At 66.2% G+C, this 23,323-nt stretch carries 26 protein-coding genes and 1 tRNA gene (1 of these 27 only partly in view); 19 read left to right on the plus strand and 8 right to left on the minus strand.

The features are described from left to right. Window positions 1–16: 16 nt before the first annotated feature. Window positions 17–688, minus strand: a complete 672-nt coding sequence (locus DSHI_RS01830; protein WP_012177044.1) for a ChrR family anti-sigma-E factor — start codon at window positions 686–688, stop codon at window positions 17–19. A 6-nt stretch (window positions 689–694) separates the two neighbouring features. Further along, a complete protein-coding gene (locus tag DSHI_RS01835; RefSeq protein ID WP_044028236.1) occupies window positions 695–1,240 on the minus strand; it encodes a sigma-70 family RNA polymerase sigma factor in 546 nt (181 codons plus the stop codon). A gap of 231 nt (window positions 1,241–1,471) precedes the next feature. On the opposite strand from DSHI_RS01835, the gene DSHI_RS01840 reads away from it, so the two are divergent. The 10 genes from DSHI_RS01840 (at window position 1,472) to DSHI_RS01885 (ending at window position 10,930) form a co-directional block, all read left to right on the plus strand. Continuing rightward, the gene (locus DSHI_RS01840) at window positions 1,472–2,776 is read left to right on the plus strand and encodes an NAD(P)/FAD-dependent oxidoreductase (protein WP_012177046.1); all 1,305 of its coding nucleotides are present in this window, start codon (window positions 1,472–1,474) and stop codon (window positions 2,774–2,776) included. Then, on the plus strand, window positions 2,773–3,531 hold the full coding sequence (locus tag DSHI_RS01845; RefSeq protein ID WP_012177047.1) for a DUF1365 domain-containing protein: 759 nt from the start codon (window positions 2,773–2,775) through the stop codon (window positions 3,529–3,531). Before DSHI_RS01840 ends, DSHI_RS01845 begins: the two co-directional genes overlap by 4 nt. Further along, on the plus strand, window positions 3,528–4,787 hold the full coding sequence (locus DSHI_RS01850) for an MFS transporter (protein WP_340214023.1): 1,260 nt from the start codon (window positions 3,528–3,530) through the stop codon (window positions 4,785–4,787). Before DSHI_RS01845 ends, DSHI_RS01850 begins: the two co-directional genes overlap by 4 nt. Beyond that, window positions 4,787–5,377: a DUF3833 domain-containing protein gene (locus DSHI_RS01855; protein ID WP_012177049.1), complete on the plus strand. Its 591-nt coding sequence runs from the start codon at window positions 4,787–4,789 to the stop codon at window positions 5,375–5,377. Before DSHI_RS01850 ends, DSHI_RS01855 begins: the two co-directional genes overlap by 1 nt. 18 nt (window positions 5,378–5,395) lie before the next feature. After that, the gene (locus tag DSHI_RS01860) at window positions 5,396–6,127 is read left to right on the plus strand and encodes an SDR family NAD(P)-dependent oxidoreductase (protein ID WP_012177050.1); all 732 of its coding nucleotides are present in this window, start codon (window positions 5,396–5,398) and stop codon (window positions 6,125–6,127) included. Window positions 6,128–6,227: 100 nt separating this feature from the next. Then, a complete protein-coding gene (locus DSHI_RS01865) occupies window positions 6,228–6,551 on the plus strand; it encodes a DUF3775 domain-containing protein (RefSeq protein WP_012177051.1) in 324 nt (107 codons plus the stop codon). 144 nt (window positions 6,552–6,695) lie between these two features. Further along, on the plus strand, window positions 6,696–8,666 hold the full coding sequence (locus DSHI_RS01870) for an AMP-binding protein (RefSeq protein ID WP_012177052.1): 1,971 nt from the start codon (window positions 6,696–6,698) through the stop codon (window positions 8,664–8,666). Window positions 8,667–8,724: 58 nt separating this feature from the next. Beyond that, on the plus strand, window positions 8,725–8,979 hold the full coding sequence (locus tag DSHI_RS01875; protein ID WP_012177053.1) for a hypothetical protein: 255 nt from the start codon (window positions 8,725–8,727) through the stop codon (window positions 8,977–8,979). Beyond that, entirely contained in the window at window positions 8,976–9,797 is an 822-nt protein-coding gene (locus DSHI_RS01880) for an ABC transporter ATP-binding protein (RefSeq protein WP_012177054.1), read from the plus strand. The genes DSHI_RS01875 and DSHI_RS01880 overlap by 4 nt, the downstream gene beginning before the upstream one ends. 143 nt (window positions 9,798–9,940) lie before the next feature. Beyond that, the gene (locus DSHI_RS01885; RefSeq protein WP_012177055.1) at window positions 9,941–10,930 is read left to right on the plus strand and encodes a branched-chain amino acid ABC transporter permease; all 990 of its coding nucleotides are present in this window, start codon (window positions 9,941–9,943) and stop codon (window positions 10,928–10,930) included. A 16-nt stretch (window positions 10,931–10,946) separates the two neighbouring features. Here DSHI_RS01885 and DSHI_RS01890 read toward each other — a convergent pair whose 3' ends face one another. Further along, on the minus strand, window positions 10,947–11,255 hold the full coding sequence (locus DSHI_RS01890) for a hypothetical protein (RefSeq protein ID WP_012177056.1): 309 nt from the start codon (window positions 11,253–11,255) through the stop codon (window positions 10,947–10,949). Between the two features lie 245 nt (window positions 11,256–11,500). On the opposite strand from DSHI_RS01890, the gene DSHI_RS01895 reads away from it, so the two are divergent. The 6 genes from DSHI_RS01895 (at window position 11,501) to DSHI_RS01920 (ending at window position 17,144) form a co-directional block, all read left to right on the plus strand. Next, a complete protein-coding gene (locus DSHI_RS01895) occupies window positions 11,501–11,752 on the plus strand; it encodes a hypothetical protein (RefSeq protein WP_162017699.1) in 252 nt (83 codons plus the stop codon). Window positions 11,753–11,884: 132 nt separating this feature from the next. Next, the gene (locus DSHI_RS01900) at window positions 11,885–12,961 is read left to right on the plus strand and encodes a branched-chain amino acid ABC transporter permease (protein WP_012177058.1); all 1,077 of its coding nucleotides are present in this window, start codon (window positions 11,885–11,887) and stop codon (window positions 12,959–12,961) included. 49 nt (window positions 12,962–13,010) lie between these two features. Then, complete coding sequence (locus DSHI_RS01905) at window positions 13,011–14,291, plus strand: ABC transporter substrate-binding protein (protein WP_012177059.1); 1,281 nt, start codon at window positions 13,011–13,013, stop codon at window positions 14,289–14,291. A 62-nt stretch (window positions 14,292–14,353) separates the two neighbouring features. Further along, window positions 14,354–15,178 carry an ABC transporter ATP-binding protein gene (locus DSHI_RS01910; protein WP_012177060.1) on the plus strand — a complete coding sequence of 275 codons (825 nt, stop codon included), beginning with the start codon at window positions 14,354–14,356 and terminating at the stop codon, window positions 15,176–15,178. Between the two features lie 156 nt (window positions 15,179–15,334). Then, window positions 15,335–16,555: a phenylacetate--CoA ligase family protein gene (locus tag DSHI_RS01915; protein ID WP_012177061.1), complete on the plus strand. Its 1,221-nt coding sequence runs from the start codon at window positions 15,335–15,337 to the stop codon at window positions 16,553–16,555. Window positions 16,556–16,679: 124 nt separating this feature from the next. Continuing rightward, window positions 16,680–17,144: a hypothetical protein gene (locus DSHI_RS01920; protein WP_012177062.1), complete on the plus strand. Its 465-nt coding sequence runs from the start codon at window positions 16,680–16,682 to the stop codon at window positions 17,142–17,144. Between the two features lie 121 nt (window positions 17,145–17,265). Here DSHI_RS01920 and DSHI_RS01925 read toward each other — a convergent pair whose 3' ends face one another. Next, window positions 17,266–17,724 (minus strand): NUDIX hydrolase, encoded by a 459-nt coding sequence (locus DSHI_RS01925; protein WP_012177063.1) that lies wholly within the window; start codon window positions 17,722–17,724, stop codon window positions 17,266–17,268. A gap of 57 nt (window positions 17,725–17,781) precedes the next feature. Between DSHI_RS01925 and DSHI_RS01930 the strand changes: the two genes are divergently transcribed. Continuing rightward, window positions 17,782–19,035, plus strand: coding sequence for a DNA polymerase IV (locus DSHI_RS01930; protein WP_012177064.1), 1,254 nt, complete (start codon window positions 17,782–17,784; stop codon window positions 19,033–19,035). Window positions 19,036–19,113: 78 nt separating this feature from the next. Here DSHI_RS01930 and DSHI_RS01935 read toward each other — a convergent pair whose 3' ends face one another. Beyond that, a complete protein-coding gene (locus DSHI_RS01935; RefSeq protein ID WP_012177065.1) occupies window positions 19,114–19,977 on the minus strand; it encodes an N-formylglutamate amidohydrolase in 864 nt (287 codons plus the stop codon). 135 nt (window positions 19,978–20,112) lie between these two features. Here DSHI_RS01935 and DSHI_RS01940 point away from each other — a divergent pair. Together DSHI_RS01940 and ykgO are read left to right on the plus strand one after the other, a co-directional pair. Then, window positions 20,113–20,187 (plus strand) — tRNA-Val (locus DSHI_RS01940). Window positions 20,188–20,253: 66 nt separating this feature from the next. Next, window positions 20,254–20,379 carry a type B 50S ribosomal protein L36 gene (ykgO, locus tag DSHI_RS01945; protein ID WP_012177066.1) on the plus strand — a complete coding sequence of 42 codons (126 nt, stop codon included), beginning with the start codon at window positions 20,254–20,256 and terminating at the stop codon, window positions 20,377–20,379. Between the two features lie 206 nt (window positions 20,380–20,585). Here ykgO and DSHI_RS01950 read toward each other — a convergent pair whose 3' ends face one another. The 3 genes from DSHI_RS01950 to DSHI_RS01960 all read right to left on the minus strand — a co-directional run. After that, window positions 20,586–21,371 carry an ATP-binding cassette domain-containing protein gene (locus DSHI_RS01950; RefSeq protein WP_012177067.1) on the minus strand — a complete coding sequence of 262 codons (786 nt, stop codon included), beginning with the start codon at window positions 21,369–21,371 and terminating at the stop codon, window positions 20,586–20,588. After that, the gene (locus tag DSHI_RS01955) at window positions 21,368–22,441 is read right to left on the minus strand and encodes an ABC transporter permease (RefSeq protein WP_012177068.1); all 1,074 of its coding nucleotides are present in this window, start codon (window positions 22,439–22,441) and stop codon (window positions 21,368–21,370) included. Before DSHI_RS01955 ends, DSHI_RS01950 begins: the two co-directional genes overlap by 4 nt. A gap of 96 nt (window positions 22,442–22,537) precedes the next feature. Then, window positions 22,538–23,323, minus strand: partial view of a sugar ABC transporter substrate-binding protein gene (locus DSHI_RS01960; RefSeq protein WP_012177069.1) — the 3' portion only. The gene runs 228 nt beyond the window's last position; 786 of the gene's 1,014 nt are visible here — the last part of the coding sequence; its start codon lies beyond the right edge, outside the window; it ends in the stop codon at window positions 22,538–22,540.

Raw genomic sequence — 23,323 nt, forward strand, 5'->3', positions numbered from 1 at the left:
TCGCGGGCCGGGCGTGTCAGATGCGCAGGAAGGGCTGCGCGATTTTCGGCAGGATGCTGCGGAATTTCAGCGGCGCGTCGGTCGCGGCGAGGCAGATGCAGGCCTCCCCCGCTTCGGCCACCGGGGTGTGTTCCACATTCGGGTCGGCCACCTCGATGTCGCCCGGGCCGAACCGGTCGAATTCGTCCCGGAAGGCCCCTTGCAGCACCAGGGTCAGCTCGGTCCCGTGATGGCCGTGATCGGGCACTTCGGCCCCGGCCGGGATATAGAGCAGCCGCACGGACGCTTCCTTGGAGGTCGGCAGGATCGCCTGTCGCACCCCGAGACCCACAGAGCGCCAATTCACATCCTCCACATCGCCCTTCACGTATTCCGCAAGCGGGCTGGGGAAGACGGAGCTGCGCGGCGCGGACCCGTTTGTCATGGATTTGGGCAGCTTGATCGGCCCTTTGGGCGGCAGCGCCTGGATCGCGGCAAGGCATTTGTCCAGCGCCTCGGGCGCCAGCTCGACCTCGGCGGTATCCTCGAGCAGCGCCCCGCCGACCGCGTCATGGGCGGCCAGGGCGGCGCGGCAGTCATCGCACATGGAGATATGGGTTGCGACCACGAGGCTGAACGCCTCGGGCAAGGTGCCCGCGGAATACGCCATCAGGAGTGCGTCGTTCAGGTGGTGCTTGATACCGGTCATGGCGTTCTACTGCTTTAATTCATGCCTCAGCTTGTCCAGCGCTAACCTAAGTCGCGACTTGATCGTGCCAAGGGGTAAACCCGTTTGGGTTGCAATCTCGCTGTGGGACATATCCCCGAAATAGCAACGTTCAACAAGTATACGTTGCTTCTCGGGCAACTGGATCAGTGCGGCCTGAAGTTTTTCGCTTTCTTGTTGAAGCATGAGGACATCGGCCTGGTCGGGCTCGGGTTCCGGACCCCAGGGAAGCTCCTCTGGTTCCGGGCGGCGTTCCTTGCGGAGCATGTCGATCCGGCGGTTCCGGGCGATGGTGAAGATCCAGGTGGCTACGCTCGCGCGGCTGGGATCGAACATATGCGCCTTCTGCCAGACCGTGGTCATGACGTCCTGCGCGCAATCCTCGGCCAGGGTGTCGGAGGCGCCGGACTTGATCAGGAAGGCCTTGATGCGCGGCGCGAAGTGCCGGAACAGGCGCGCGAATGCAGCCGTATCCTGCCGGTCGCGAATGGCCAGCATGACCGAGACCCATTCCATGTCGAGGGGCCGCTCCATCGTCGTCTTGTGCGCCAGTGCCACCCGGGTCCTTTCCTGACCGCTTCCGTCCCACCGGCACACTTTAGAGAGCGATCCCCGGCTATGCACCAAAAATATCCGTGTGGACCGCAAGTTAAATCCCGCCGAAGGCTGGTCCTGACGGTTTTTTTGGCATCTTTGGAAGAAAGACAAATCCAACGCGCTTGTCAGTGCGTATGTCAACCAGACAGGACACGAGGGAACCAGTTCATGCCATTCGAGACGACAAGAGGGGCATCGCGGCGAGTCGCGGTGATCGGAGGGGGTATATCCGGGTTGGGCGCGGCCCATCTTTTGGCAAAGGATCACAGCGTCGTGGTGTTCGAGGCCGAGAGCCGGTTCGGAGGCCACGCGCGCACGGTCACGGCCGGGCGCTTCGGGGACCAGCCGGTGGATACGGGCTTCATCGTGTTCAACTATGCCAACTATCCCAACCTGACCAAACTCTTCGACGAACTCGACGTGCCGGTGAAGAAGTCGGACATGAGCTTTGCGGCCTCCATCGACGGCGGGCGGCTGGAATACGGGCTGCGCACGCTCGGAACGCTGTTCGCACAGAAGCGTAACCTGTTCAGACCGGCCTATCTGCGGATGATCAAGGATATCGCCACCTTCAACCGCCGCGCGGTCGAGGTGGCCGACGACCCGGAGATCACCATCGGGCAGTTCCTGGACAAGCTCGGCACCGGGCCGTGGTTCCGGGATTACTACATCACGCCGCTCTCGGGGGCGATCTGGTCGACGCCGGTGTCGAAGATCCTCGATTTCCCGGCCCGCGCCATGGTGCAGTTCTTCGAAAACCACGCCCTGCTGGGCGCCACCGGGCAGCACCAGTGGTACACGGTCGACGGCGGCTCCATCGAATATGTCTCGCGCCTGTCGCGTTCGCTGAACGAGGCCGGGGTGGAGATGCGCGCCCCGGCGAAGGTCACCGCGGTGCAGCGGATCGAGGACGGGGTGCTGGTCAAGGTCGAAGGCGGCGACTGGGAGCCGTTCGACGACGTGGTCTTCGCCGCCCATTCGGATCAGACCCTCGGCATGCTCGCCGACAGCTCCGAGGCAGAGCGCGCGGCGCTCGGCGCGGTGAAGTACCAGGCGAACGAGGCGATCCTGCACGGCGATGCCAGCACCATGCCGCAGCACCGCAACATCTGGGCCGCCTGGAACTATGTCGAAGAACGCGGCAAGACCGCCGACCGGATCGACCTGACCTACTGGATGAACAAGCTGCAATCGATCCCCAACGACGATCCGCTCTTCGTGACGCTCAACACCACCAGGCCGATCCGCGACGCGCTGATCTATGACACGGTGACCTTCCACCACCCGGTCTACGACATGCCGGCGCAGCATGCGCGCGAGGCGCTGCGGTCCATGCAGGGGATGCGCAACACCTATTTCTGCGGCGCCTGGATGCGCAACGGCTTCCATGAGGACGGGTTCGCCAGTGCCGTGGACGCGGTCGCGGTCCTGAACGCGCGCAACCGGGCCCCGAACAAGGTGGCCGCGGCATGAGCGTGCTCGACCATATCGAGGCGCAGACCTTTCACGGGCGCCGGGGCGGTGTGGAGAACGATTTCCGCTATTCCATCGACTACCTGCTGATCGACCCGGAGGCGGAGCCGAAGACGCCGTTTTTCTTCTCGCGCAACCGGGCCAATCTCGCCTCCCTGCGGGACCGGGACCATGGCGGGGCACCGGGGCAGGGGACCGGGGCGAACTGGGTGCGCGACCTGCTGCATATCCAGGACCTGGAGGTCGCGGACGGCCAGATCCTGCTGCTGGCGCAGCCGCGTATCCTCGGCCATGTGTTCAATCCGGTCTCCTTCTGGCTGTGCCATGACATGGACGGGGCGCTGCGGGTGGTCATTGCCGAGGTCTCCAACACCTTCGGGGACCGGCATTGCTATCTCTGTCACCGCGACGACCTGGCGCCGATCACCCGCTCGGACATCCTGAGCGCGCAGAAGATCTTCCATGTCTCGCCGTTCCAGCCCGTCGAGGGCAGCTATACCTTCCGCTTCGACATGCGGCCCGACCGTGTCGGGGTCTGGATCGACTACACCACCGGCAACGAGGGTCTGATCGCCACGCTGACCGGAATGCGCAAGCCGATGACGAGCCTGGGCATCCTCAAGGCCTGCCTGCGGCGCCCGCTGGGCTCGCGCCGGGTGCTGGGGCTCATCCATTGGCAGGCGCTCAAGCTGTGGTGGAAAGGCGCGATCTATCGCAGCCGCCCGGAACCGCCGGTGGAGGACATCTCCAGGTGACCGATGCAGCCGCCACGGTGATCGCAGCGGACAAGCCGCGCCTTCCGGGCTTTGCGGTCTTCGCGGCGATGATCGCGGCGGCGGGGTTGCCGATCTACATCCATGCGCCGAAATTCTACGTGGACACCTACGGGGTGAGCCTTGCGGCGCTTGGCGGTGTTCTGTTCGTGCTGCGGATGCTGGATTTCGCGCAGGACCCCTTGCTGGGCTGGCTGTCGGAGCGCACGCGCAAGGCCCGCGCGGCGATGGTGACGGGGGCGGTGGCGCTGCTGGCCCTGTCGATGCTGGGGCTGTTCGCGGTCGCGCCGCCGATCGCGCCCCTGTGGTGGTTCGCCCTGACCCTGACCGGGCTCTTTTCGGCCTTCAGCTTCCTGACCATCAGCTTTTACGCCCAGGGCGTGCAGGCCGCCGACAGTCTCGGGCCCAAGGGGCACACGCGGCTCGCCAGCTGGCGGGAGACCGGCGCTCTGCTGGGCGTGTGCGTGGCGGCCGTGGCGCCGACGCTCCTGATGGGCACCCAGGCGCCCTTCACGGCCTTCGCGCTGGGCTTTGCCATCCTGTGCGGCGGGGCGCTTTGGGCCATGCGCGGACAGTGGAGTGCGGTCGCACTGCCCACGTCCCCCGAGAGCGGCTTTCGCATCGTGCTGCGCGACCCCACGGCGCGCTGGCTTCTGGTGCTGGCGCTGGTCAACGCGACCCCGGTCGCGGTCAGCTCCACCCTGTTTTTGTTCTTCGTCGAAAGCCGCCTGGACGCGCCGGGCATGGAAGGCCCGCTGCTGCTGCTGTTCTTTCTGGCCGCGGCGGCCTCCGCCCCGCTCTGGGGCAGGGCCGCGGCGCGGTTCGGGGCCAAGCGCAGCCTCTTGTCGGGCATGGTGCTGTCCATCGTGGCCTTCGCGGGCGCGGCCCTGCTGGGGGCGGGGGACACCGCGCTCTTTGCGCTGGTCTGCCTCGGCTCGGGGGCGGCACTGGGTGCGGATCTGACGCTGTTGCCCGCGATTTTCGCCCGCCGCATGGCCAGGATCGCGCCCACGGCGGCCGAAGGCTTCGGCCTGTGGTCGCTGGTGTCCAAGTTTACTCTGGCTTTTGCGGCGGTCGCTCTACTTCCGCTCCTAGAGACGACCGGATTTACGACAGGTCCCGATAACGACCCGCAAGCGCTGCGCATGCTGACCATTCTGTATGCGGTGGTGCCTTGTGTTCTGAAACTGGTGGCGATCACCCTTCTGACCGCCATCCGATTGGAGGAAGACGACTGATGGAACCCATCCTCTACACCCTCCTGGGCGTGCTCCTGACCCTCGCCCTGTTTGGCCTGTGGCGGGCCAAGTTCAGCTTTGCCGCCCAGCAGCCCGAGGATTATGCCGACCGCGGCCCGGATTTCGACATTCGCGAACAACTCAACGGCCCGATCCTGTGCGAGGGCGTGATCTACGGCCCCACGGGCCGCGTGACCTCGCGCTTCGTGGCGGATTTCGAGGCCAGCTGGGACGGCGACACGGGCGTGATGCGCGAGGAATTCCGCTATGACAGCGGCACGACGCAAACCCGCGAATGGCGCCTGACCCTGGACGGCGACGGCCGGATCCGGGCCGAGGCCGACGACCTCGTGGGGGCCGGCAGCGGACGGCAGACCGGGGCGAGCGTCCTGCTCAACTACCGGATCAGGCTGACCGAGGACGCAGGCGGCCATGTGCTGGATGTGACCGACTGGATGTACCTGATGGAGAACGGCGCGATCATCAATCGCAGCCAGTTCCGCAAGTTCGGCCTGCCGGTGGCGGAACTGGTGGCGACCATGCGCAGGAAACCGGATGCCAAGCTCGCGCGTTTGGAAGCTGCGGAATAATCACGGAAAGGCAAGATCGTGCGGGAACTGACGGGAAAACGCTATTGGCTGGTCGGGGCAAGCGAGGGGCTCGGCCGGGCCCTGGCGGAGCATCTGAGCCGGATGGGCGTCGAACTGGTGCTTTCTGCACGGTCCGAGGACCGGCTGAAGGAACTGGCCGAGAGCCTGCCGGGCAAGGCCCATGCGGTGCCGGTGGATATCTCGGACACCGCCAGCGTGACCGCCGCCGCCGAGGCCGCGGGTCAGATCGACGGCATGGTCTTTCTCGCCGGGGTCTACTGGCCGCTGAAGGCGACCGAATGGGACGCCGAGAAGGTCGAGGCGATGTGCGACATCAACTTCACCGGGGCGGCGCGCTGCGTCGGTGCGGTGCTGCCGGGCATGGTGGCGCGGGATGCGGGCCATATCGTGCTGACCGGGTCGCTGTCGGGGTTTCGCGGCCTGCCTGGGGCGTCGGGATACGGTCCGTCCAAGGCGGGGGTGATGGCCATGGCCGAGGCCATGCATTGCGACCTGCGCAAGACCGGCGTCGATGTGCAGGTGGCCAACCCGGGCTTCATCCGGACCCGCCTGACCGAGAAGAACGATTTCAACATGCCCTTCCTGATGGAACCCGAGGACGCCGCCCGCGAGATGGTGGAACTGATGCTGACCGACAGCTTCAAGCGCAGCTTCCCCACGGTCTTCGCCAGCTTCTTCCGGCTCAGCCAGTTCCTGCCCGACTGGGCCTATTACCGGATCTTCGCCTGAGACCGCCGCAGGGTGCGGCACGACCGTCCTGAACGCATCGCACCCTTGCCAGCGGGCGCAACCTGGGAAACACTCTCTTCCAGGTTGAAGGGAGGCCGCCATGCTCGACATCAGCAATGCGAAAATCGCCCAGGTCATCATGCTGTCTCGCGAGGGCAAGATGGCCGAGGGGCAACTGCACGGGTTCATCGCCAATCTCAACGAAGACGAACAGGCCTCCCTCGTGGCGGTGATGTGGATCGGGCGGGAGGATTTCGATCCCGAGGATCTGGCCGAGGCCAAGCGGACCGCGCTCGCCGAAGCCTCTGCGCCCACGGAGGAATACCTTTCCAATCAACCGCTTCTGGCGGACTACCTGGAAAGCGGTCTCGATGCCCTGGGGGTCGATGTGACCGAGGCAGAGGCCGACGTCATGCGCCGATGACCCCGGCCCGGCAGGGTCCTGTCACATTATATGAACGGTCGTTCAAAAAAAAGAATTGACCTGCTGCGCCAAGCCATCACACTATTGTCGAGACTCGCCGGATAGAGCGGGCAAACCGGGGGTCCGGTCAGGGAGGACAATCGTATGGTGGATGCGGCGTCGGTGCGCCGGCTCGAGACGTTTCCGCAATTGCTCGCACGCAATGCGCAGAAATTCGGCGACAAGCCTGCCTATCGCGAAAAAGAGTTCGGCATCTGGCAAAGCTGGACCTGGGCAGAAACCCAGTCCGAGATCGAGGCGCTGGCCTACGGGTTGCTCGAAATGGGCCTGGCCGAGGGCGACCACGTCGCGCTGCTGGGGCCGAACCGGCCGCATCTCTACTGGACGATGGTGGCGGTGCAGATGTGCGGCGCCGTGCCCGTGCCGCTCTATCACGACAGTGTCGGCGAAGAGATCGCCTATGTGCTGGACCATTGCGGCGCGCGCTTCGTGGTCGCCCAGGACCAGGAGCAGGTCGACAAGGTGATCGAGGTCAAGGACCGCCTGCCCACGCTGGAGGAGGTGATCTATCTCGACCCGCGGGGGATGCGGAAATACGACCACACCCACCTGCGCCTCTTCTCCGACGTGCAAACCATCGGGCGCGGCGCCCATGCGGCGCTGGAGAAGGAAATGGCGGCCCGGCTGGCGCGCCAGGACGGTCAGACCACCTGCGTGATGCTGTATACCTCGGGGACGACCGGGCGGCCCAAGGGCGTGGTGCTGTCCAATGACAACATCATCCTGACCTCGAAGAACTCCGGCGAGTTCGATCACCTGCGCCAGGACGACGACATCCTCGCCTACCTGCCGCTGGCCTGGGTGGGGGATTTCATCTTTTCCGTGGGCCAGGCCTACTGGACCGGGTTCTGCGTGAACTGCCCCGAGAGCGCCGAGACCATGATGACGGACCTGCGCGAGATCGGGCCGACCTATTACTTCGCGCCGCCGCGGATCTTCGAGACCCAGCTGACCACGGTGATGATCCGGATGGAGGATGCGGGCCGGATCAAGAAATGGCTCTTCGACACCTTCATGGCCCATGCCCGCAAGGTCGGGCCGAAGATCCTCGATGGCGAGCCCGTGGGGGCGATGGACAAGCTGACATATGCCCTGGGCAACATCTTGGTCTACGGGCCGCTGAAGAACACGCTGGGGCTGAGCCGGGTGCGCGTGGGGTATACCGCGGGCGAGGCGATCGGACCGGAAATCTTCGATTTCTATCGCTCGCTGGGGATCAACCTCAAACAGCTCTACGGCCAGACCGAGGCGTCGGTTTTCATCACCCAGCAGAAGGATCACGAGGTGCGCGCCGACACGGTGGGCACGCCGACGCCGGGGGTGGAGTTGAAGATCGCCGAGAATGGCGAGGTCTTCTATCGCTCCCCGGGGGTGTTCGTGCGGTATTACAAGAACGACGAGAGCACCGCCTCGACCAAGGATGCCGAGGGCTGGGTGGCCACGGGGGATGCGGGCTTCATCGAGCCGGAGACCGGGCATCTGCGGATCATCGACCGGGCCAAGGATGTGGGCAAGCTGGCCGATGGGCGGCTCTTCGCGCCGAAATACGTTGAAAACAAGCTGAAATTCTTTCCCAACATCCTGGAGGCCGTGGTCTTCGGCGCGGATCGGGAGATGTGCTGCGCCTTCATCAATATCGACCTGACGGCGGTGGGCAACTGGGCGGAGCGCAACAACATCGCCTATGCCTCCTACCAGGAACTGGCGGGGCATCCGCAGGTTCTGGACACCATTCAGAAACACATCGCCGAGGTGAACGAGAGCGTCGCGCAGGACGAGATGCTGTCGGGCTGCCAGGTGCACCGGTTCCTGGTGCTGCACAAGGAGCTGGACGCGGATGATGGCGAGCTGACCCGGACCCGCAAGGTGCGCCGCCGGATCATCGAGGAGAAATATGCCGACTTGGTCACCGCGCTCTATGACGGCTCGCCCCGGGTCTCGACGGAGACGGAAGTGACCTATGAGGACGGGCGCAAGGGGTCGATCAAGGCGACGCTGGAGATCCGCGACGTGCGCGTGGTCGCGGCCGCGCCCCAGGCGGTGGCGGCGGAATGATCGCGCGGCGCTCAGCTGACGCTGTCGCCCCGCCCGCCATCCCGCGGGGGGTGCGCACATGACCTTGATCGGCGTGCTTTTTTTCGGGCTGGGCTTCGCGGCGTCCTACGTGATCGGGCGGCGGATCGGGAAGTATGGCGACATCGCCCAGGGGCTGTCGATCGCGCTGTGCGGCGTGGGCGGATTGCTGTTCGGGATGCCGGCGGTTCTGCATGACGGGCTGTTGCTGACGCTGGTGGTTCTGGGCGCGTACGGGATGATCGGGGCGTTGCTGTTTCGCGCCGGGCGCAGGGCACGAAAGGAGCAGACATGAACGACATGTCCCATGAGGGCTACACCACCGAGGACGGCCGCAAGATCGGCGGGGTCCTGATGGAGATGCGCAATATTACCCTGAAATTCGGGGGGGTTACGGCGATCAAGGACATCTCCTTCGACATCCGCGAGGGTGAGATCCGGGCGATCATCGGGCCGAACGGGGCGGGCAAGTCCTCGATGCTGAACGTGATCTCGGGGTTCTACGTGCCGCAGGAGGGGCAGGTGATGTTTCGCGGGGCGCCGCGGCCGAAGATGAAGCCGTACCAGGTGGCGCGGCAGGGGATCGCGCGGACGTTTCAGAACATCGCGCTGTTCGAGGGGATGTCGGTGCTCGACAACATCATGACCGGGCGTCTGACCCATATGAAATCGAACATGCTCGACCAGGCGATCTGGTGGGGGAAAGCCCAGAAAGAAGAGACGGAAAACCGGGAAAAAGTGGAGAAAATCATCGACTTCCTGGAGATCCAGAACATCCGCAAGACGCCCGTTGGACGCCTGCCTTACGGGCTGAAGAAGCGGGTGGAGCTGGCGCGCGCGCTGGCCGCGGAGCCCAAGCTGCTGCTGCTGGACGAGCCGATGGCGGGTATGAATGTCGAGGAAAAAGAGGATATGTCCCGCTATATCCTTGATACCAATGATGAATTCGGCACCACCATCGCCCTGATCGAGCACGATATGGGGGTGGTGATGGACCTCAGCGACCGGGTCGTGGTGATGGATTACGGCAAGAAGATCGGGGACGGCACGCCGGACGAGGTGCGCAACAACCAGGACGTGATCGACGCCTATCTGGGGGTGGCCCATGACTGAAAAAAGGGCGTCTTTCGGCGGTCGGATCGGCGTCGGCAAAACGTCGGGCAAGTGTCGGGCAAGTGTATGCCTCGTAAAACTGTCAGGAATTTTGGGCCCGCCGCCGCGCGGCACGGCCCACGGCCTTGGGGAGGGGCGCGACCATGCCTGATCAACTGCTCTTCGCGATGGAGGTCACGCTCAACGGGCTGATGGCGGGGGTGATGTATGCGCTCGTGGCCCTGGGCTTCGTGTTGATCTTCAAGGCCTCCGGCATCTTCAACTACGCCCAGGGGGTCATGGCGCTCTTTGCGGCGATGACGCTGGTGGGGATCCAGAACGGGCAGGTGCCCTTCGCCCATCTGATCAACGCGATTTTCGGCACCAATATCCACTATTTCGGCTGGCAGGTGCCGGCGCTGCTGGCGATCCTGCTGACGGTTTTCGTGATGATCGGCTTCGCCTGGGCGGTGAACCGCTTCGTGCTGCGCCACCTGGTGAACCAGGAGCCGATCATTCTGTTCATGGCGACCATCGGGCTGGCCTATTTCCTGGAAGGGACCGCGGACCTGATGTGGGGCGCGGAGATCAAGAAGCTGGATGTGGGCCTGCCCCAGGGGCTCAACGAGGCCATCGACGAGACCACCTTCAACCTGTTCGGCTACGGGTTCTTCATCGACAACCTGGATATCTCGGCGGCGATCATCGCCACGGTGCTGGTCTCGGGGCTGGTGATCTTCTCGCAATACACAAAACAGGGCCGGGCCCTGCGGGCGGTGGCCGACGATCACCAGGCGGCCCTGTCGGTAGGCATCAGCCTGAATTTCATCTGGGTGCTGGTTTGGTCCATCGCGGGCTTCGTGGCGCTGGTCGCAGGCATCATGTGGGGCGCGAAATCGGGGGTGCAATTCTCGCTGTCGCTGATCGCGCTGAAGGCTTTGCCGGTGCTGATGCTGGGCGGGTTCACGTCGATCCCCGGGGCGATCGTCGGCGGGCTGATCATCGGGATGGGCGAGCAGCTTTTCGAGTTTCTGATCGGGCAGCCCTACTTGGGCGGGGCCACGCAGAACTGGTTCGCCTATGTGCTGGCCCTGGTGTTCCTCGTCTTCCGGCCCCAGGGGCTGTTCGGCGAGAAGATCATCGAGAGGGTCTAGCGGTGCCCGGATTCCCTCAGAACAGGTCGGTAAACCAGTCCCAGAACCAGATCACGGGCAGGCAGAGCGCCAGCACGATCATGATCGGCATGGCCAGGGTGAGCGGCACGAACATGAATACCGCCGCCGCGAGGCCACAGAGGATCACCAACGTGAGCATGAGGTTGGAAAACAGCCCCGCCAGCAGCACCGGGTTGCGCCCGCGGCGCGGTGCGGGGTCGGCCCCGCGCAACAGCGCGTCCTTGGCTAGCGCCGCATCGGCCTCGGTCAGGGTGCCGGCGGCGCGGCGGGCTTCGATGTCTTCGAGTTCTCTGGCAAGTGTCATGGCGCCTCTCTGCGGTGGTGTGCGCGCCACTCTCGCAAGGGGATGTGGCGAAACTGCGACCGGCGCGCGGCCTGCGCGCCGGGCCTTGCCGCGGTGCAGAACCATCTGGGCCGGGCCAAGTATTTGCCGCACCGGGGATATTCAGGCTGCGAGATACATATTGACGCAGCCCGAAAATGCGCTTTGTTATGCAGCAGACATGCGCGCCCGACAGGGCTGCGGCCCCCGTTTGGAGACGACCGATGATGAAAAAGTTCTGGGCAATCGCCTGCGTGATTGCGTTCACCGCCTTCTGGATCTTCGGATTCCTGGCCCTGGCTGCGATGCTCGGGGAGCGGCCCTTCGACTGGACCAGCACCATCATCGCGATGGTCGGGCTGGGTCTCGGGACCTATGCGCGGATGCAGATCAACGCCATGACCCACGATATCAAGAAGGGGCTGCATGTGCGGCCGACGCAGGGCGAGGACCCCTACGCGGAGCAGGTACACTCCTGACCGCGCCCCGCCGGGCGGCACAGGCCCGCGCAGACATGACCATTCGCATCACCGCCCGTGGGGCCCGTCGGGGCCGCGCGGGCGTTCGTTTTTTCGCGGGGGGCTGCCCCGCGCCCATGGGGAGAGCACATCATGTTCTATCGTGAGGCCGGGGACTTCAAGACGTCCTATGTCGCGGACAGCCAGACCTTCCCCATCGCGTTCGACCGGATGCGGTACTACCTGGTTCTGGCCGTGGCGGTCGGGATCATTCCCTTCGTGATCAATGATTACTGGGCCAGTGCCGTGATGGTGCCCTTCCTGATCTGGGCGATCGCGGCGATCGGTCTGAACATCCTGACCGGCTACTGCGGGCAGGTGAGCCTAGGCACGGGCGGGTTCATGGCCGTGGGGGCCTATGCCTGCTACAAGCTGATGACGGCGTTTCCGGACCTCAACATCGCGATCTGCGTGCTGCTGGGCGGGGTGATCACCGCTGCCGTGGGCGTGTTGTTCGGCCTGCCGTCCCTGCGGATCAAGGGGTTCTACCTGGCGGTGGCGACCCTGGCGGCGCAGTTCTTTCTGGTGTGGCTCTTCAACAAGGTGCCGTGGTTCTACAACTACTCGGCCTCGGGGCAGATCAACGCGCCGGAGCGGACGATGTTCGGCTACGCGATCACCGGGCCGAACGCGGATGCGGCGCCCAAATACCTGTTCTGCCTTGCGTTCCTGTTCGTACTCGCCTGGCTGGCACGGAACCTGACGCGCGGGACCATCGGGCGCAGCTGGATGGCGATCCGCGACATGGATATCGCCGCCGAGATCATCGGTGTGAACCCGCTGAAGGCCAAGCTGACGGCGTTCGCGGTCAGTTCGTTCTTCGTGGGCGTGGCGGGCGCGCTGTTTTTCAGCGTCTACCTGGGTGCGGTGGAGGTCGGCGAGGCCTTCGGGATCAACCAGTCCTTCCTGGTGCTGTTCATGATCATCATCGGGGGGCTCGGCTCGATCTTCGGCAGCCTTGCGGGCGCGGCCTTCATCGTGCTGCTGCCGGTGCTGTTGAAGAACGTGATGGTGGGTTCGCTGGGTTGGGACACGGCGATTGCGGCGCATTTCGAGTTCGTGGTGCTGGGCGGGCTGATCATCTTCTTTCTGATCGTGGAGCCGCATGGATTGGCGCGGCTCTGGCAGTTGGCGAAGGAAAAACTGCGGCTGTGGCCGTTCCCGCATTGAGCGGGCGAGACAAGACAACGAGACGCGAGAACCAATGGGAGGAAATCGCATGAAGAAGACCCTGACGAGCATGGCCGTGGCCGCCACGATGGTGGCCGCACCCGTGATGGCGGACCTGGTGTACCCGTCCCTGTCCTATCGGACCGGGCCCTATGCGGCGGGCGGCATCCCGTTCGCCGATGGCTACGCGGATTACTTCACCCTACTGAACGAGCGCGATGGCGGGATCGGTGGCGTGATGACCCGCGTTCTGGAATGCGAGACCGGCTACAACACCCAGAAGGGGGTGGAGTGCTATGAGAGCACCAAGGGCGAGGGCTCGCTGGTCTATCAGCCGCTGTCCACGGGCATCACCTATCAGCTGATCCCCAAGGCCACCGCCGATGGCATCCCGCTGCACACCATGGGCTACGGGCGGACCTCTGCGGCCAATGGCACGGTGTTCAGCCACGTGTTCAACTACCCGGCGAACTACTGGGATGCGGCCTCGGTGGCGGTGAACCACCTTCTAGGCGAGTACGAGTCGCTGGAGGGCAAGACCATCGCGCTGCTCTACCACAACTCCGCCTATGGCAAGGAGCCGATCCGGACCCTCGAAGAGCTGAGCGCCAAGCACGGGTTCGAGCTGACCACCATCGCGGTGGATCACCCGGGCCAGGAGCAGAAATCCCAGTGGTTGCAGATCCGCCGGGAGCGGCCCGATTACGTGGTGATGTGGGGCTGGGGCGTGATGAACCAGGTCGCGGTGCAGGAAGCCGCCAATATCCGCTTCCCGATGGAGAACTTCATCGGCAACTGGTGGGCCGGGTCCGAGAACGACGTGATCCCCGCGGGCATGGCCGCCGATGGCTACAAGTCGCTGGCGATGCACAGCGTGGGCGATGATTTCCCGATTTACGAGGACCTCAAGACCCATGTCTTCGACAAGGGCCTCGCGGCCGGCGCCGGGGACCAGCATGGCACGGTGCTTTACAATCGCGGGCTCTATGCGGCGATGCTCGCGGCCGAGGCCACCCGCAAGGCGCAGGAGATCCACGGGGTCGCGGACATCACCCCGGCGATGATGCGCGACGGCATGGAGGCCCTGGAAATCACCGAGGCCCGCATGGCCGAACTGGGCATGCCCGATTTCGGCCCGGCCTTCTCGGTCAGCTGCGAGGATCACGGCGGCTCCGGCGCGGCCAAGATCCAGCAATGGGATGCCGACACCCAGACCTGGACCGTGATCTCCGACTGGATCGCCCCCGATGCCGAGGTGATCAACGCGCTCGTGACCGCCGACAGCGAGGCTTTCGCCGCCGAAAACAACATCGAGACGCGGTGTAACTGATACCGAAACCCCGGCCCGGGGCGCGTTGCTCCGGGCCGGGATCGTCGCAAGGGAGAGAGCCCATGCTCGATACAGGCCGGACCGAGGAAACGCTCCTCGAGGTCAACAATATCGAAGTGATCTACAATCACGTGATCCTGGTGCTCAAGGGCGTCAGCCTGACCGTGCCCAAGGGCGGGATCACCGCGCTGCTGGGCGGCAATGGCGCGGGCAAGACCACGACGCTGAAATCGATCTCGAACCTGCTGCATTCCGAGCGCGGCGAGGTCACCAAGGGCACCATCAGCTACCGCGGCGACCGGGTGCAGGACCTCAGCCCGTCGGACATGGTCAAGCGCGGGGTCATCCAGGTGATGGAAGGTCGCCACTGCTTCGAGCATCTGACGGTGGAGGAAAACCTGCTGACCGGCGCCTATACGCGGCGCGACGGACGCGGGGCGATCGCCGATGACCTGGAACTGGTCTACACCTACTTTCCGCGCCTCAAGGAGCGCCGCAAATCCCAGGCGGGCTACACCTCCGGCGGGGAGCAGCAGATGTGCGCCATCGGCCGGGCGCTGATGTCGCGCCCCGAGACCATCCTGCTGGACGAGCCGTCCATGGGGCTGGCGCCGCAGCTGGTGGAAGAGATCTTCACCATCGTGAAGAACCTCAACGAACGCGAAGGCGTGTCCTTCCTTCTGGCAGAGCAGAACACCAATGTCGCCCTGCGCTTTGCCCATCACGGCTATATCCTCGAATCCGGCCGGGTGGTCATGGAAGGCCCGGCGGCCGAGTTGCGCGAGAACCCGGACGTGAAGGAATTCTACCTCGGCATGTCCGACGAGGGGCGCAAGAGCTTCCGCGACGTGCGCTCCTACCGCCGCCGCAAACGCTGGCTGAGCTGATCCGCCGCCCTTTCTTTTGTGCGAAAATACTCCGGGGGAGGCGCTTTGCGCCGGGGGCAGCGCCCCCACCGCCCGAAGGGCGCAGAACCCGACAACGCGCCGGAGGCGCTCCGTTTGAGTGCCCTCCGCGCCCCTGAACGAACAGGCAGGACCGATATGAGCCCCTCCCCCTATGACGCCCTGGAAACCCGCGATGCCGCGCAGCGCGCCGCCGATCTCGCCCGCGACCTGCCGGTGCAGATCGCCCGGGCGCAGGCCCTGCCGGGCTATGCCGACAGCCTGGCCGGGGTCGATCCGGCGGCGATCACCTCGGCCGCGGCGCTGACGGACCTGCCGGTGCTGCGCAAATCCGCTCTGACCGGCGCGCAGACACCCGATACCCCGCTGGGCGGGTTCGCCGGGCCGGTCACCGGGTTCTCCCACGTGTTCCAGTCGCCGGGCCCGATCTACGAGCCCGGCGGGATCGACGGGGACTGGTTCCGGCTGGGCCGGTTCCTCCATGCGGCGGGGATCGGGCGGGGCGACCTGGTGCAGAACTGCTTCGGCTATCACCTGACCCCGGCGGGCATCATGTTCGAGAGCGGCGCGCGCGCGGTCGGCGCCACGGTGCTGCCCGCGGGCACGGGCCAGACCGAGTTGCAGGTCCAGGCGGCGGCCCATCTGGGCGCCACCGCCTATGCGGGCACGCCCGATTACCTGAAGGTGATCCTCGACAAGGCCGACGAGATGGGCGTGACCCTGGGCTTTGCCAAGGCGGCGGTGTCCGGTGGGGCGCTTTTTCCCAGCTTGCGGCAGGCCTATGCGGAGCGGGGTATCACCTGCCTGCAGGCCTATGCCACCGCCGATCTGGGCAATATCGCCTACGAATCCCCGGCGATGGAGGGGCTGATCGTCGACGAGGGGGTGATCGTCGAGATCGCGCGCCCGGGCACCGGCGATCCGCTGCCCGAGGGGGAGGTGGGGGAGGTGGTCGTCACCTCGCTCAACCCCGCCTATCCGCTGATCCGTTTCGCCACCGGGGACATGTCGGCGGTGCTGCCGGGGCAGAGCCCGTGCGGGCGCACCAACCAGCGCATCAAGGGCTGGATGGGGCGCGCGGATCAGACCACCAAGATCAAGGGCATGTTCGTCCGCCCCGAGCAGGTCGCGGCGCTCGTCGCCGCCCATGGGGAGGTGACACGCGCCCGCGTGGTGGCGGGTCGGGACGGAGAGATGGACACGATGCGCGTACTGATCGAGAGCCCAGGCGGCGACGCGGCGGCCTATGCCGCCTCGGTCGCCACGCATCTGAAGCTCAAGGGCGCGGTCGAGGTGGTCGCCCCCGGCAGCCTGCCCAATGACGGCTTGGTGATCGAGGACACCCGCAGCTACGACTGACGGGAAACTCGGCGGCGGGCGGGGCAGGCTCACGGTGCCTTAACGGAAAGCTGACACCTCGGGTTCTAGACCGGAGGCAAGACGCGCTGGCCATTCTGCCAGTGCCTTGCCGAAGGAAGCATTCATGGCCGAGTCCCGCCCCGTCGTCATTCTCGCGACCCAAACCGATCTGGCAGCCCTGGAAGAGGACCTGCAGCGCGGGCGCCGCCGCAAGCTGGCGGGTTTCAGCGTTCAGGTGCCGGGGCTTGCCCCGCACGACACCCTCGCGGTTCAGCGCGCGCTGGACGGCGCGTATCTGAGCCGTGCGGGCGCGGAGACGATGGCGGCCGCGGTGCTGGGCGCCGGGGCGGCGTTGGCTTGGGGGCTGGGCCCCGCGGGTCTGGGCGGGTCTGCCGCGGCGCTGGCCTTGTGTCTTGGCGGTGTGCTCGGGGCGGCGGCGGGCCGTCGGCTCGGCCTCTGGGCGGCGCGGCGTCGGATCGCGGGGGCGGTGGCCCGGTTGCGGCGGCACTTCACGACCGCCGGTATCGCCCCGATGGCAGTGGCTGTGCCCGCGCCGGAGGTGGCGGGGCCGCGCTGTGCTCTGTCCTAGGGACGGTTTCGATACGTGTTGCGCCGCTTGAGGAATCTCCCCCCTCGGTACAGGGGTGGCGCAACCCGGCAGCCCGGCTTTTCGTGATGGTGGGGTCGGTGCTGCGTGCGCTCCCGGTGGCTCAGGCCCCGGGGGCGCGTTTTTTCTGGCGCAGGTAGTGGCGCAGGCTGTCCTGCTGGGCGGCGATGGCGGTGGGGGCCTTGAGATAGCTTTCGATGCTGAGCATGAGCGCGTCGCGGGGTCCGCCATCGCGCGACAGCACCTCCCATTCCATCGGGCTGAGCCAGGCGGCGAAGAACCAGTCCGGGCGCGGGTCGGGCGCGTCGGTCTCGGCCAGCCGCAGGATCGGCCAGTTCAGCCGGGTCACCGGCAGCGGGAAGCCGAGGGTCTGGCGCACCAGGCGCAGGGCGGTGTCGGCGGGGCTTTCGCCGTCGGTCCGGTCGAGCTGGGGCAGGGTCCAGACCGGGCCTCCGGCGTCGGGGCGCGCCTTTGGCGGCAGACAGGTGACCGCCACCTTGTCCGCGTGGAGTGCAGCGAGCGTCACCCCCTGGAAATCCGTGTTTCGGTTCTGTTGTGGCAAGAAGAATCCGTTTAACCTGTACCCGTCACTATCCCCGCTTAGACGGTGTTCGTCCAGATGCCCAGCTTGTGCCGAGATTGCCAGGAACGTGCGTTGCAAGGGGCGCGTTGCGCCCGTTGCGGCAGCCCCCGGATCGTGGCCCATGCGGAACTGGACACGCTCACCATAGCACATATGGATTGCGACGCGTTCTTTGCCAGCGTCGAGAAGCGGGACAATCCCGCGCTTGCGGACCGGCCGGTGATCATCGGCGGCGGGCGGCGCGGGGTGGTGTCGACCGCGTGCTACGTGGCGCGGATCAAGGGGGTGCGCTCGGCGATGCCGATGTTCAAGGCGCTGGCGCTCTGCCCGGATGCGGTGGTGATCAAGCCACGTTTCGAGGCCTATGTGGAGGCGAGCCGGGCGATCCGGGCGATGATGGACGAGATGACCCCGGATGTGGAGCCGCTGTCCCTGGACGAGGCGTTCATGGATCTGGGCGGGACCGCGCGGCTGCACGGGGCGCCGCCGGCGGTGATGCTGGCGCGACTGGTCAAGCGGATGGAGGACGAGCTGGGTCTGACCGGCTCGATCGGGTTGTCGCACAACAAGTTCCTCGCGAAGATCGCCTCGGATCTCGACAAGCCGCGGGGGTTCGCGGTGATCGGCAAGGCGGAAACGCTGGACTTCCTGGCGGACAAGCCGGTGCGGATGATCTGGGGTGTGGGGGCGGCGGGGCAGGCCGCGCTGGAGGCGGCGGGCATCCGCACCTTCACGGACCTTGCGCGCTGGGAGCAGACGGATCTCGTGGCGCGGTTCGGGTCCATGGGCCTGCGGCTGTGGCACCTGGCGCGGGGCGAGGATGCGCGGGCGGTCTCCGGGCGCAGCCCGGTCAAGAGCATCTCGAACGAGACCACGTTTTCCGAGGATACCGCCGATCCGGACCTTCTGGAGGGGCATGTCTGGCGCATGGCCGAGAAGGTGGCGGGGCGGGCCAAGGCCCAGGGGCTGGCGGGGCGGGTCGTGGTGCTGAAGCTGAAGAAGTCCGATCACGGGCTGATCACCCGGCGCCATGCCCTGCGCGATGCCACCCAGATCGCGGACCGGGTGTTCCGCGAGGCCATGGCCCTGTTTCGTGCGGTGCCCGACGGGCAGAGCTACCGGCTGCTGGGGGTGGGGCTGAGCGACCTGGTGCCGGAGGATGGCGGGGACCTGTCCGGCGATCTGCTGGACCCGGGCGCGGTGCGGCGCGCGCGGGCGGAGCGGGCAACGGATGCGATCCGGGCCCGGTTCGGCGAGACGGCGATCGTGAAGGGCCGCGCGCTGCGCTGAGCGGGCAAAAATCTTGCGTAAGATTTTTGACAAGGATTTTCGAAAATCCTTGGGCGCGCGGGATGCGGGGTCGGTACGTTATTCCGCGGCGAGCGGCATCTGCGAGGCGCGTCCGAAATCCGCCACTTCGGAGATCACCTGCTCCATCAGCCGCTGGAAGGCGCGGAATTGCGGCCCGCGGGAGATCGTTTCCTCGTCCATGTAGAGGGCGCGGTCGATCTCGATCTGCACGACATGCTGGTTGCGCGAGGGTCGCCCGTAATGCTGGGCGATGAAGGCCCCGGCGAAGGGCGCGTTGCGCGCCACGCGCAGCCCCGCATTCTTGAAGGCCGCCTCCACCTGGTCGACGATATGGGCCGCGGAGGCCGCGCCGAACCTGTCCCCCAGCACCACGTCCGGGCGGGCCTCGGAATGCTGGTGCAGGGCATCGATCGCCTCGTGCGGCATGGAGTGGCAATCCACCAGAATTGCCTGCCCGAAGGCGTTGCGGGTCACGTCCAGCATGCGCCGGAGCTGGTCATGGTAGGGGTGCCAATAGGCATCGAGCCGGGCCTTGGCCTCGTTCAGGTGCATCTTGCCGCGGTAGATCGCGCGCCCGTTGGCCACCACCCGGGGCACCACGCCGAGCCCGGAACTGATCCGCGGGTTGTGGGTCACGCGGCGCAGCCCGCTGACCACCGCCGGGTCGAGCTCGTCGGCATTGCGGTTCAGGTCGATATAGGCCCGGGGCGCCGTGGCCGCGATGGTCTGCGCGCCGTAGCGCGGGGCGCAGGCGATCAGCTCGTCCACGAAGGCGTCCTCGGAGGAGCGGATCGTCTGGGTATCCAGCACCGTGCTGCGCAGGAAATCCTTCGAGTAGGCCCGCCCGGAATGGGGCGAGGCGAAAATCACCGAGGTGGTGCAGGGCTGGGGCAGCCCGAGGGTATACGCGGTGTGCATCATCGCGCATATGATAGCGCGATTGTCGGGCGGGCCAAAAGCCCTTGAACACCTTTGCGACTCCTTTTATAGCACCCCAACCGAGCGGCGCCCGGCCCACCGGCTTGTGGGGTGCGGGGGTCGTGCGGAACCATCATCGGGCGGTTAGCTCAGCGGTAGAGCACTTCGTTGACATCGAAGGGGTCACTGGTTCGATCCCAGTACCGCCCACCATGCCGGTTCGCCTTCGGGCAGGCCATCCACCTTGGCGCAGTGCGCGCCGCGATCAGGAGAAGACCCATGAAGGTCAAGAATTCGCTCCGCTCGCTCAAGCAGCGCCACCGCGATTGTCGCGTCGTGCGCCGCAAGGGTCGGGTCTATGTCATCAACAAGACCCAGCGCCGGTTCAAGGCACGCCAGGGCTGAGCCCCGCCGCAGAACCAGCCATCGAGTGACGAAGCCGCCGCGGGACACCCGGCGGTTTTTGTCATTTGGCGGGGCGTGGTCGGGGGCGCCGCCCCCACGGCCCTGTCGGGCCGCCCCCCGGAGTATTTCGGCACAGATGAAGGGGGCGCGGGGGCTGGGCCAGTCCCGGGGACTCTGGTCGCGCCGTTCGGGGCGGAACGCGGGGGTCAGGCCGCGGCGCTCTCGGGCTCTTTCGCGCCGGTCATGAAGGCCACCGCGTCGGACATGTCGTGGTCTTTGGGGTCGATCACGCAGAGCCGTTTGCCCAGCCGGTGGATATGGATGCGGTCGGCCACTTCGAACACATGGGGCATGTTGTGGCTGATCAGCACGATCGGGATGCCGCGGGCGCGCACGTCGAGGATCAGCTCCAGCACCCGGCGGCTTTCCTTCACGCCCAGGGCCGCGGTCGGCTCGTCGAGGATGATCACCTTGGAGCCGAAGGCCGCCGCCCGGGCCACGGCGACGCCCTGGCGCTGGCCGCCCGAGAGGGTTTCGACCGCCTGGTTGATGTTCTGGATGGTCATCAGGCCCAGCTCGCTCAACTTGTCGCGGGCGAATTTCTCCATCGCGGCGCGGTCGAGCTGGCGCAGCCATTTGCCCCGCCACCCGGGTTTGCGCAGCTCGCGCCCCATGAACATGTTGTCGGCGATGCTGAGTGCAGGGGACATGGCGAGTTGTTGGTAGACGGTTTCGATCCCGGCGGCGCGGGCGTCGAGCGGGCTTTGGAACCTGACCCGTTTGCCTTCGAGGAAGACCTCGCCCTCGTCGGGGATGACCGCGCCGGAGACCGCCTTGATCAGCGACGACTTGCCCGCCCCGTTATCGCCGATCACCGCGAGGATCTCGCCCGGGTAGAGCTCGAAGTCGCAATGATCGAGTGCGGTGACGCGGCCGTAGCGTTTGACCAGGTTGCGACCGGCGAGGATCGGTTGTTGCGATGTGTCCGTCATACCGACACCTTTCGGATCCATTGGTCCACGGCCACCGCGGCGATGATGAGAAGCCCGATCAGCAGGAAGGTCCATTGGGCGTCGGCGCCCAGCAGGCGCAGCCCCAGGGTGAACACGCCGACGATCAACGCCCCGAAGAACGCGCCCAGGATCGAGCCGCGCCCGCCGAAGAGCGAGATGCCCCCGATCACCACGGCGGTGATGCTTTCGATATTGGCCAGCTGGCCCGAGGTGGGCGAGACCGACCCGATCCGTCCGATCAGGGCCCAGCCCGCGAAGGCGCAGATCAGTCCCGACAGCATGTAGACCGAGATCAGGGTCCTGCTGACCTGGACGCCGGACAGCTCGGCCGCCTCCGGGTCGTCGCCGACGGCGTAGACATGGCGTCCCCAGGCGGTGTGCCTGAGCGCATAGGCCAGCACGATCACCAGCAGCACCATGAAGATCACGCCGTAGGTCAGGCGCGCGCCGCCGATCTCCAGCGTGGTGCCGAAGAATTGCAGCAGGGGCGCCTGGTCGCGGATGTCCTGGGAGCGGATGGTCTCGTTGCGGGAATAAAGGAAGTTGGCCGCCAGCACGATCTGCCACATGCCCAGGGTGACGATGAAGGGCGGCAGCTTGACCTTGGCCACGAGCCAGCCGTTGATGAAGCCGAGCAAGGTGCCGCAGAGCAGCCCGCAGGCGACCGCGACCTCGACCGGCAGCCCGTAGCGGAAGGTGAACTGGCCCATCACCACCGAACTCATCACCATGATCGCCCCCACGCTCAGGTCGATCCCGGCGGTCAGGATCACCAGGCTCTGGGCGGCGGCGACGATGCCGACGATCTGCACCTGTTGCAGGATCAGGGTCAGCGCGAAGGGGGAGAAGAATTTCGAGCCCAGGAGCAGCCCGAACACCGCGATGGCCGCCACCAGCACGATCAGCGGCACCAGCGCCGGGGTCTGGTGCAGGGCGTGCTGGAACTTCCGCGTGAAGCCCTGGGGGCCATGGTCGAACTCGGCCACCGCGGCGGCGCTGTCCTTGAGGGCAGATTCGTAGTCCTGGCCTTGCGGGCGCGGTTCGGTCATGGGGTGTCTCCGGTTGGGTCGTCAGGGGACGGGCCGCGGCAGGTGCCGGGGCGACGGAGGGGGGCCGGACGGGTGCCCGGCCCCGGGAGTGTCAGGTCAGCCCCAGCACAGGTTCCGGCCCTCTTCGACCGAGATGCTCTCGACCCCGTCAGCGGGGGTGTCGGTCACCAGGGCCACGCCGGTGTCGAAGAAGTCCTTGCCCGGGGTGGGTGCGGGCTTCTCGCCGGTTTCGGCCCAGGTCTTGATCGCCTCGATCCCGAGCGAGGCCATCAGCAGCGGGTATTGCTGCGAGGTGGCGCCGATCACGCCGTCAGCCACGTTCTGCACGCCCGGGCAACCGCCATCGACGGATACGATGAGCACGTCGTTCTCGCGTCCGATCGCCTTGAGCGCCTCGTAGGCCCCGGCGGCGGCAGGCTCGTTGATGGTATAGACCACGTTGACCATCGGATCGGCGGCGAGGATGTTCTCCATCGCGGCGCGGCCGCCCTCTTCGGAGCCTTGGGTGACGTCCTGGCCCACGATCCGCGGATCGGTCTCGTCGCCCCAGCGGTTGGGATCGCCGATGTCGATGCCGAAGCCCTCGAGGAAGCCCTGGTTGCGCAGAACGCCCACGGTGGGCTGCGACACCTGGATGTTGAGCATGGCGATCTTGGCATCGGCGGCGGCATCGCCCATCTGGGCGCGCGCCCATTGGCCGATCAGCAACCCGGCGACATAATTGTCGGTGGCAAAGGTGGCATCCGCCGCATCCGCAGGGGTCAGCGGGGTGTCGAGTGCGATCACCACCAGCCCGGCATCGCGGGCCTGCTGCACGGCACCGGTGATAGACGAGGTATCGGACGCGGTGATCAGGATGCCCTTCGCGCCGTCGAGGATGCA

This window comes from Dinoroseobacter shibae DFL 12 = DSM 16493 (assembly GCF_000018145.1).
Classification (GTDB): domain Bacteria; phylum Pseudomonadota; class Alphaproteobacteria; order Rhodobacterales; family Rhodobacteraceae; genus Dinoroseobacter; species Dinoroseobacter shibae.